Annotated in this window: 6 protein-coding genes and 2 tRNA genes; 4 read left to right on the top strand and 4 right to left on the bottom strand. The window is 64.6% G+C overall.

Annotated elements, in window-relative coordinates:
- Together E4487_RS23950 and E4487_RS23945 are read right to left on the bottom strand one after the other, a co-directional pair.
- A tRNA-Asn gene (locus tag E4487_RS23950) sits at nucleotides 1–76 on the bottom strand.
- Between the two features lie 217 nt (nucleotides 77–293).
- Entirely contained in the window at nucleotides 294–1,490 is a 1,197-nt protein-coding gene (locus E4487_RS23945) for an amino acid aminotransferase (RefSeq protein ID WP_175254538.1), read from the bottom strand.
- Between the two features lie 246 nt (nucleotides 1,491–1,736).
- On the opposite strand from E4487_RS23945, the gene uvrB reads away from it, so the two are divergent.
- Nucleotides 1,737–3,752 carry an excinuclease ABC subunit UvrB gene (gene uvrB, locus E4487_RS23940; RefSeq protein WP_047584218.1) on the top strand — a complete coding sequence of 672 codons (2,016 nt, stop codon included), beginning with the start codon at nucleotides 1,737–1,739 and terminating at the stop codon, nucleotides 3,750–3,752.
- A gap of 363 nt (nucleotides 3,753–4,115) precedes the next feature.
- Here the strand turns inward: uvrB and E4487_RS23935 are convergent, their stop codons facing one another.
- Both E4487_RS23935 and E4487_RS23930 read right to left on the bottom strand, forming a co-directional pair.
- Nucleotides 4,116–5,609: an MDR family MFS transporter gene (locus tag E4487_RS23935; RefSeq protein WP_175254539.1), complete on the bottom strand. Its 1,494-nt coding sequence runs from the start codon at nucleotides 5,607–5,609 to the stop codon at nucleotides 4,116–4,118.
- 49 nt (nucleotides 5,610–5,658) lie between these two features.
- Entirely contained in the window at nucleotides 5,659–6,708 is a 1,050-nt protein-coding gene (locus E4487_RS23930; protein WP_037054086.1) for an HlyD family secretion protein, read from the bottom strand.
- A gap of 107 nt (nucleotides 6,709–6,815) precedes the next feature.
- Between E4487_RS23930 and E4487_RS23925 the strand changes: the two genes are divergently transcribed.
- From E4487_RS23925 to E4487_RS23915, 3 genes are all read left to right on the top strand, one after another.
- A complete protein-coding gene (locus tag E4487_RS23925; RefSeq protein WP_037054083.1) occupies nucleotides 6,816–7,736 on the top strand; it encodes a LysR family transcriptional regulator in 921 nt (306 codons plus the stop codon).
- A 35-nt stretch (nucleotides 7,737–7,771) separates the two neighbouring features.
- Nucleotides 7,772–9,253, top strand: coding sequence for a glutamate--tRNA ligase (gene gltX, locus E4487_RS23920; protein WP_047584214.1), 1,482 nt, complete (start codon nucleotides 7,772–7,774; stop codon nucleotides 9,251–9,253).
- Nucleotides 9,254–9,424: 171 nt separating this feature from the next.
- Nucleotides 9,425–9,500, top strand: a tRNA-Ala gene (locus tag E4487_RS23915).
- The last annotated feature ends 2 nt before the right edge of the window (nucleotides 9,501–9,502 follow it).

The raw sequence follows: 9,502 nt of genomic DNA, 5'->3' as shown, positions 1-9,502 counted from the left end.
TGGCTCCGCGACCTGGACTCGAACCAGGGACCCAATGATTAACAGTCATTTGCTCTACCGACTGAGCTATCGCGGAACAACGGTGCGTATGTTACTGATTAAAAAGGGGAAGTCAACACTTTGCTCTGGCTTCGGCTTCACTGCGATGTAGCCTGCGCCGCGCTGGTTCCGTGGGAGGGGCTTTAGCCGCGACGGCAGCCGATCGCGGCTGGAGCCGCTCCTGCGGATGTGGCTGTGGTGCATACAAAAACGCCGGCTTGCAAGCCGGCGTTTTTGCAGGTTACTGGCGAGGCTTAGAGTACGGCGTGAATCGCGCGGGTCACGCTGTCCAGGTTGCCGTGGTTCAGCGCGGCGACGCAGATGCGACCGGTGCCGACGGCGTAGATGCCGAACTCGTTCTTCAGGCGTTCTACCTGCTCCACGGTCAGGCCGGAGTAGGAGAACATGCCGCGCTGCTCGGCGACGAAGCAGAAGTCACGCTTGGCGCCCAGCGCCGCCAGTTGCTCGACCATGGCCAGGCGCATGCTGCGGATGCGATCACGCATTTCGCCCAGTTCGGTTTCCCACATGGCGCGCAGCTCAGAGCTGTTGAGCACGTTGGCGACCACGGTGGCGCCGTGGGTCGGCGGGTTGGAGTAGTTGGTGCGGATCACGCGCTTGAGCTGCGACAGCACGCGAGTCGATTCTTCACGGCTGCTGGTGACCAGCGACAGGGCGCCGACGCGCTCGCCATACAGCGAAAACGACTTGGAGAAGGAGCTGGAGACGAAGAACTCCAGGCCCGACTCGGCGAACAGGCGCACGGCCTCGGCGTCCTGCTCGATGCCGTCACCGAAGCCCTGGTAGGCGATATCGAGGAAGGGTACGTGCTCGCGCTCGCGCAGTACGTCCAGCACGGCTTTCCAGTCTTCCAGCTGCAGGTCGACGCCGGTCGGGTTGTGGCAGCAGGCGTGCAGTACGACGATGGAGCGGGCCGGCAGGTTGCGCAGGTCTTCGAGCATGCCGCCACGGTTCACGCCATTGCTGAACGGATCGTAGTAGCGGTAGTTCTGCACCGGGAAACCGGCGGACTCGAACAGCGCGCGGTGGTTTTCCCAGCTCGGATCGCTGATGGCGACGGTGGCGTCCGGCAGCAGACGCTTGAGGAAGTCGGCGCCGATCTTCAGTGCGCCGGTGCCGCCCAGGGCCTGGGTGGTGATGACGCGGCCGTCCTCGATCAGGGCTGCGCCCTTGCCGAACAGCAGTTCCTGTACGGCCTTGTCGTAGGCTGCGATGCCTTCGATCGGCAGGTAGCCACGCGGTGCGTGGGCCTCGATGCGCGCCTTTTCGGCTTCTGCGACGGCGCGCAGCAGCGGAATTCGCCCCTCCTCGTTGTAGTAGACGCCTACGCCAAGGTTGACCTTGGTGGTGCGGGTGTCTGCGTTGAATGCTTCGTTGAGGCCCAGGATGGGATCGCGCGGAGCCATTTCGACGGCGGAGAAGAGACTCATGATGGGTGCGGCAGCTCGAGTGAGGGGTGGGTGGCCAGGCGTCCCCAACGAAAGCGCTAGGGAGCGCGTAAACGGGGCGTTAGTATAACGACCCTGAATCCAGGGGGCGACAGCGCAAAGCCCTGAATTAAGGCCTTTTGCCAGGTAATTCGACTCTACTTGGCGCTATTGCCAACTCGCCCCGCAATTCATGGCTTTTGACGCCGTCCGACGGGATGCGTCACAGCTAATTTGTCGAGGTGCTGCATGTCCGATTTTCAATTGGTGACCCGCTTCAAGCCTGCCGGTGATCAGCCCGAGGCGATTCGGCAGATGGTCGAGGGGCTGGAGGCCGGCCTGTCGCACCAGACGCTGCTGGGGGTGACCGGTTCGGGCAAGACCTTCTCCGTCGCCAACGTGATCGCCCAGGTGCAGCGGCCGACCCTGGTCCTGGCGCCGAACAAGACGCTGGCGGCGCAGCTCTATGGCGAGTTCAAGGCGTTCTTCCCGAACAATGCGGTGGAGTACTTCGTTTCCTACTACGACTACTACCAGCCGGAAGCCTATGTGCCGTCGTCGGACACCTTCATCGAGAAGGACGCCTCGATCAACGACCATATCGAACAGATGCGCCTGTCGGCGACCAAGGCGCTGATCGAGCGCCAGGACGTCATCGTGGTCTGCACCGTGTCCTCGATCTACGGCCTGGGCAGCCCCGAGGAGTACCTGAAGATGGTGCTGCACCTCGACCGGGGCGACAAGATGGACCAGCGCGCCCTGCTGCGCCGGCTGGCCGAGCTGCAGTACACGCGCAACGACATGGATTTTGCCCGCGCCACTTTCCGGGTGCGTGGCGATGTGATCGACATCTTCCCGGCGGAGTCGGATCTCGAGGCCATTCGCGTCGAGCTGTTCGACGACGAGGTGGAGAGCATCAGTGCCTTCGACCCGCTCACCGGCGAGGTGATCCAGAAGCTGCCGCGCTTCACCTTCTACCCCAAGAGCCACTACGTCACCCCGCGCGAAACGCTGCTGGAGGCCGTGGAGCACATCAAGGTCGAGTTGCAGCAGCGCCTGGAGTACCTGCGCGGCGCGAACAAGCTGGTCGAGGCGCAGCGCCTGGAGCAGCGCACCCGCTTCGACCTGGAGATGATCCTGGAGCTGGGCTACTGCAACGGCATCGAGAACTACTCGCGCTACCTGTCGGGGCGCCCGGCGGGTGCGCCACCGCCGACCCTGTACGACTACCTGCCGGACGAGGCGCTGCTGGTGATCGACGAATCCCACGTCTCGGTGCCGCAGGTCGGCGCCATGTACAAGGGCGACCGCTCGCGCAAGGAAACGCTGGTGGAGTACGGTTTCCGCCTGCCGTCGGCGCTGGACAACCGGCCGATGCGCTTCGAGGAGTGGGAGTCGGCCTGCCCGCAGACCATCTTCGTTTCCGCGACGCCCGGCCCCTATGAAGGCGAGCATGCCGGGCGCGTGGTGGAGCAGGTGGTGAGGCCGACCGGGCTGGTCGACCCCGAAGTGGAAGTGCGCCCGGCGCGTACCCAGGTCGACGACCTGCTGTCGGAGATTCGTCTGCGTGTGGCGACGGGCGATCGTGTGCTGGTCACCACCCTGACCAAGCGCATGGCGGAAGACCTGACCGACTACCTGGGCGATCACGACGTCAAGGTGCGCTACCTGCACTCGGACATCGACACGGTGGAGCGGGTGGAGATCATCCGTGACTTGCGCCTGGGCACCTTCGACGTGCTGGTGGGCATCAACCTGCTGCGCGAGGGCCTGGACATGCCCGAGGTGTCGCTGGTGGCGATTCTCGATGCGGACAAGGAGGGCTTCCTGCGCAGCGAGCGTTCGCTGATCCAGACCATCGGTCGTGCGGCGCGTAACCTCAACGGCAAGGCCATTCTCTATGCCGACAACATGACGGGCTCGATGCAGCGCGCTATCGGCGAGACCGAGCGACGCCGCGCCAAGCAGATTGCCTTCAACGAGGCCAACGGCATCGTGCCCAGGGGCGTGCAGAAGGACGTCAAGGACATCCTCGAAGGCGCGGTGGTGCCGGGAGCGCGCAGCAACAAGCGCAAGGGCATGGCCAAGGCGGCGGAGGAGAGCGCGCGTTACGAGGCCGAGCTGCGCTCGCCGAGCGAGATCACCAAGCGCATTCGCCAGCTGGAGGAGAAGATGTACGCCCTGGCGCGCGACCTGGAGTTCGAGGCCGCGGCGCAGCTGCGTGACGAGATTCAGAAACTGCGGGATCGGCTGTTGCAGGTCTGATCTCGGGCGGTCGCCCCCGGATTGCATCCGGGCTACGCCTCTGCGTGTCCCGTAGGGTGGATGACGCTCCTCTCATCCACCGTTGCGTGCGCAGGCGGTGGACGGATGGAGCGGCGTCCACCCTACGGCTGGGATTCGCGGCTGAAGCCGCTCCTGCGGGTGAGGCGTCTGCGTAGGGTGGATCGCGCTTTATCGATCCACCATCCCCTGGTGGATGCCAAAGGCGGCATCCACCCTACGGCTGGATTCGCGGCTGAGGCCGCTCCTACGGGTGAGGCGTCGGCGTAGGGTGGATCGCGCTTCTTCGATCCACCGTCCCGTGGTGGATGCAAAAGGCGGCATCCACCCTACGACGCGCGGGGCTCAATGTGCTGCGCCAGCGCCTGCCATGTTCTGCGGCAGTTTTCGGGTCAGCAGAATCGCCAGCATGCTCACGGCTAGGGCAATGCCGATGAAGTGGAAGGCGTCGTTGTAGGCCATGATCGTCGCCTGTTCGTGGACGATCTGGCTCAACCTGGCCAGCGCGGCCTGTTCGCTGCCCAGCGTCTGCGTCAGCAGTTGCAGGCGCTGTTCCACCTGCGGGTTGGTCGGCACGATGGATTCGCGCAGGTAATCGAAGTAGACCTTGGCGCGTGCGTCGAGCAGGGTGGCGAGCAGGGCGATGCCGATGGCGCCGCCGAGGTTGCGCAGGATGTTGAACAGGCTCGAGGCCGAGCCGGCGTCCTGCGGCATGATGTAGGCCGTGGCGATCAGCGAGACGGTGACCATCACCAGTGGCTGGCCAAGCGCGCGCACGATCTGGATATGGTTGAACTGCGGGCCGGCGAAGTCCGGGTTGAGCACGCCGGAAAAGAAGCTCGCCGCACCGAACAGGGCGAAGCCCAGGGCGCACAGCCATTTCGGCGAGATGATCTTCATCAGCTTGGGCACCAGCGGGATCAGGAACAGCTGCGGCACACCCATCCACATGATCACTTCGCCGATCTGCATGGCGTTGTAGCCCTGGATCTGCGCCAGGTACAGCGGCAGCACGTAGATCGAACCGTACAGCCCCACGCCAAGCCCCACGCTGGAGATGCTCGCCAGGCCGAAATTGCGCTCGCGCAGGACGCCGAGGTTGATCAGCGGATTGGGGCGTGAGATCTGCAGGATGACGAACAGGATCAGGCTGACCAGTGCCACGCTGCCGAGGCCGACGATCAGCTGCGACTCCAGCCAGTCCTTGCGATGACCTTCTTCGAGAAACACCTGCAGGCAGCCCAGGCCCATGCCCAGGGTGACGATGCCGGCGTAGTCCGTGGTCTTCAGCAGTTCCCAGTGCGGCGCCTTCTTCTCCAGGCCATAGAGCAGGCCGGCGATCATGATCAGGCCGGGCGGCACGTTGATGTAGAAGATGTATTCCCAGCCCCAGTTCTCGGTCAGCCAGCCGCCAAGCGTGGGGCCGATGGAGGGCGCGAAGGTGGCGGTGATGGCGAACAGCGCCATGCCCTTGGCGCGGTGATGCTCGGGCAGCTTGATCAGCGTCATGGTGAACGCCAGCGGGATCAGTGCGCCACCGGTGAAGCCCTGCAGCGCGCGGAACACGATCATGCTCTCCAGGCTCCAGGCCATGGAGCAGAGCAGCGAGGCGATCAGGAAGCCCACCGAGACCCAGGCGGCCAGGCGCCGTGCCGACAGCAGCTGCACCAACCAGGCCGTCAGCGGGATCATGATGATCTCGGCCACCAGGTAGGAGGTGGAGATCCACGAGCCTTCCTCCAGAGTGGCGGACAGCGCGCCCTGGATGTCCTTCAGCGAGGAGTTGGTGATCTGGATGTCCAGCACCGCCATGAAGGCGCCGAGCATCGCGCTCATCACCGCGATCCAGTCGCGGCGACTGGGCTCCTCGGTGGGGCGGATCAGTGCATCACCCGCCATGGTGTTCGTCGCTGCGCAGGTCGATGGTGACTTCCACCGACATGCCGGGGCGGATCAGGCCGTGCAACGGGTTGTCGGCGGAGAAGGTCAGTTTGACCGGGATGCGCTGCACCACCTTGGTGAAGTTGCCGGTGGCGTTGTCGGGCGGCAGCAGGCTGAACTGGGCACCGGAGGCGGCGAACAGGCTGTCGATGTGGCCCTCGACGGGAGTGTCGGGATAGCTGTCGAACAGCAGCTCGGCCTTCTGCCCCGGACGCATGCGGCCGATCTGGGTTTCCTTGAAGTTGGCCTGCACCCAGATGTCCTGATCGGGTACCAGCGAGAGTAGGTAGGCGCCGTTCTGTACCACCTGGCCTTCGCGGGCCGAGCGCTGGCCGACCATGCCGCTGATCGGCGCATGAATCTGTGTGCGCGAGAGGTTGAGGTCGGCCTGTTCCAGATCGGCCTGGGCGGAAAGGATCAGGGCATCCAGGCGCTTGAGTTCGGCTTCGAGGCTGGCCACCTGCTGGCGCTGGGCCTGCAGGTCCGCCTGGGCCTTGGCCAGTTGCGAGCGGGCCACGCGGTTGTCGGCGGCCAGCGTGGTCACGCGTTCTTCGGAGACGTAGCCCGGCTTGCGCAGCGTCTGGGCGCGGCCAAGGTCGATCTGCGCGCGTTCCAGGGTGGCCTGGCTGGCGGCGACGTCCGCCTGGCTGGCGGCGATCAGGCTGCCTTGCTGGTCGAGCTTGCTCTGTGCCTGGGCGCGTTCGGCCTGGTGGGTCTCCAGGGCGGCGAGGGCGCGCTGGCGGGCCAGGCGGAAATCGCTGTTCTCCAGTTCGACCAGCAACTGGCCGGCTTCCACGTGCTGGTTGTCGCGCACCAGCACCTTTTCGATGCGCGCATTGAGCTGGCTGGAGACGCGGGTGATCTCACCCTGCACGTAGGCGTTGTCGGTGCTTTCCTGGTAGCGGCCGATCAACAGCCACTGAATGAGCAGGGCGCCGGCGATCAGCACCAGCAGGGTCACGAAGACGAGAAGACGGCGTTGCAGTTTGGCGGGCATGCGTGAGGCTCGGGAAGCGGTGGCGAATTGTAAGCGAATTTAACAGTGTTCCCTTTGCGCTAGTAGACTCTAGACTTGGCATGCTTTGTTGCTTATGAGGAACAATCATGGGGCTTGATGACGCACTGATCTTTACCCGAGTGGTGGAGTGCCACAGTTTCACCCAGGCGGCGACCAGCCTGGGCATGCAGAAGTCCACCGTGAGCCGGCGCATCGCCTTGCTCGAGGAGCGCCTCGGTGTGCGCCTGCTCAATCGCACTACGCGCAAGCTGCGCCTGACCGAGGTGGGACAGGCCTACTACGAGCGCTGCCGGCAGATCATGCTCGACTTCGCCGAGGCCGAGCAGGCCGTCATGCAGTTGCAGCGTGAGCCGTCCGGGCTGTTGCGCATCACCACGCCGATCGAGTTCGGTCAGTTGTTCCTCGGGCGAGTGCTGGGGGAGTTCATGCGCCAGTACCCGCAGATCAACGCCGAGGTGGAGCTGACCTCGCGCCTGGTCGACCCGCTGGAGGAGGGCGTGGACATCGCCATCCAGGTGGGGCAGCCGCAGGACTCGACCCTGATCGCGCGCAAACTGTTCGAGAGTGGCCGGCGCCTCTGCGCCAGTCCGTCCTATCTGGCCGCGCACGGTGTGCCGCGCAGCGTGGCCGAGCTGGAGGGGCATCGGGCGATCCTCCTGCAGCACGATGCGCCGCGTTACTGGCCGCTGCTGGGCGAGAACCTGCCCTGCCAGCGGGTGATGACCTGCAACAACATCACCTTCGCGCGTGAGGCGGCACTGGCTGGCGCCGGGATCTGCGGGTTGCCGGTCATGATCAGCGAGGAGGCGGTGCGCAGCGGGCGCCTGGTCGAGCTGCTGCCGGAGGCGCGCCTGCCGGTGGGCGAGGTCTACGCCATCTACCCGTCACGACGCTTCCAGGCCATGAAGGTCAAGACCTTCCTCGACTTCCTCATCGCCAGCTTGCCGATCACCCGTGGCGGGTCGCTGGAGCCGGGGGCGGCAGGCCTGATAACATCGCCCGCTTGATCAATACACCTCGTGTCTTCCTTCCGAGAGCATTCATGACCACCGTTCGTACCCGTATCGCGCCATCGCCGACCGGCGACCCCCATGTCGGCACCGCCTACATCGCACTGTTCAACCTGTGCTTCGCTCGCCAGCACGGTGGCCAGTTCATCCTGCGTATCGAAGACACCGACCAGCTGCGTTCGACCCGCGAGTCCGAGCAGCAGATCTTCGACGCACTGCGCTGGCTGGGTATCGAGTGGGACGAGGGCCCGGACGTCGGTGGTCCGCACGGCCCGTACCGGCAGAGCGAGCGAGGCGAGATCTACAAGAAGTATTCCGACGAGCTGGTCAGCAAGGGTCATGCCTTCCCGTGCTTCTGTTCCGCCGAGCGCCTCGATGAAGTGCGCGCGCAGCAGATGGCCAACAAGGAAACCCCGCGTTACGACGGCCACTGCATGCATCTGCAGCCCGCCGAGGCGCAAGCGCGCATCGCCGCCGGCGAGTCGCACGTGGTGCGCATGAAGGTGCCTAGCGAGGGTGTCTGCGTGGTGCCGGACATGCTGCGTGGCGATGTCGAGATCCCCTGGGATCGCATGGACATGCAGGTGCTGATGAAGGCCGATGGCCTGCCGACCTACTTCTTGGCCAACGTGGTCGACGACCACCTGATGGGTATCACCCACGTGCTGCGTGGCGAGGAGTGGCTGCCGTCGGCGCCCAAGCTGATCAAGCTGTACGAATACTTCGGCTGGGAGCAGCCGGCGCTGTGCTACATGCCGCTGCTGCGCAATCCGGACAAGAGCAAGCTGTCCAAGCGCAAGAACCCCACCAGCATCACCTTCTACGAGCGCATGGGCTACCTGCCGCAGGCCATGCTCAACTACCTGGGGCGCATGGGCTGGTCGATGCCGGACGAGCGCGAGAAGTTCTCCCTGGCCGAGATGATCGAACATTTCGACATCAACCGGGTGTCGCTCGGCGGGCCGATCTTCGACCTGGAGAAGCTGTCCTGGCTCAACGGCCAGTGGCTGCGTGAGCTGCCGGTGGAAACCTTCGCCGCCGAAGTGCAGAAGTGGGCGCTCAATCCCGAGTACCTGATGAAGATCGCGCCGCACGTGCAGGGCAGGGTGGAAACCTTCAGCCAGATCGCACCGCTGGCCGGCTTCTTCTTCTCCGGTGGCCTGAACCTCGACGCCAAGCTGTTCGAGCACAAGAAGCTGTCGCCTGACCAGGTTCGCCAGCTGATGCAGCTGATCCTGTGGAAGCTGGAGTCGCTGCGGCAGTGGGAGAAGGAGCGCATCACCGGCTGCATCCAGGCCGTGGTCGAGCACCTCGAGCTGAAACTGCGCGATGCCATGCCGTTGATGTTCGCCGCCATCACCGGCCAGGCCAGCTCGGTGTCGGTGCTCGACGCCATGGAGATTCTCGGCCCGGACCTGACCCGCTTCCGCCTGCGCCAGGCCCTGGAGCTGCTCGGCGGCACCTCGAAGAAAGAGACCAAGGAGTGGGAGAAGCTGCTGGCGGCCATCAACTGAGTTGTGGCGCGAGCCTGCCTGCTGCTGCCGTCGCCAAAGCGCCTGTCACGCTCGGTTTTACCCTGCGTGGGCTCTAAGTAGTTGTTCTAGTGGCAAAAACTTTGGGCCGGAAGGAAAAATGTTGTTGACAGGCAATCGGGGCGCTCTTAACATGCGCCCCGTCCTCGAGATGGGGCTATAGCTCAGCTGGGAGAGCGCTTGCATGGCATGCAAGAGGTCAACGGTTCGATCCCGTTTAGCTCCACCAAT

The sequence above is a fragment of the Pseudomonas sp. BMW13 genome, assembly GCF_013357275.1.
GTDB classification, from domain to species: domain Bacteria; phylum Pseudomonadota; class Gammaproteobacteria; order Pseudomonadales; family Pseudomonadaceae; genus Aquipseudomonas; species Aquipseudomonas khazarica.
Note: the sequence above shows the minus strand (reverse complement) of the source record. Positions and strands in the feature narration are given on the sequence as shown.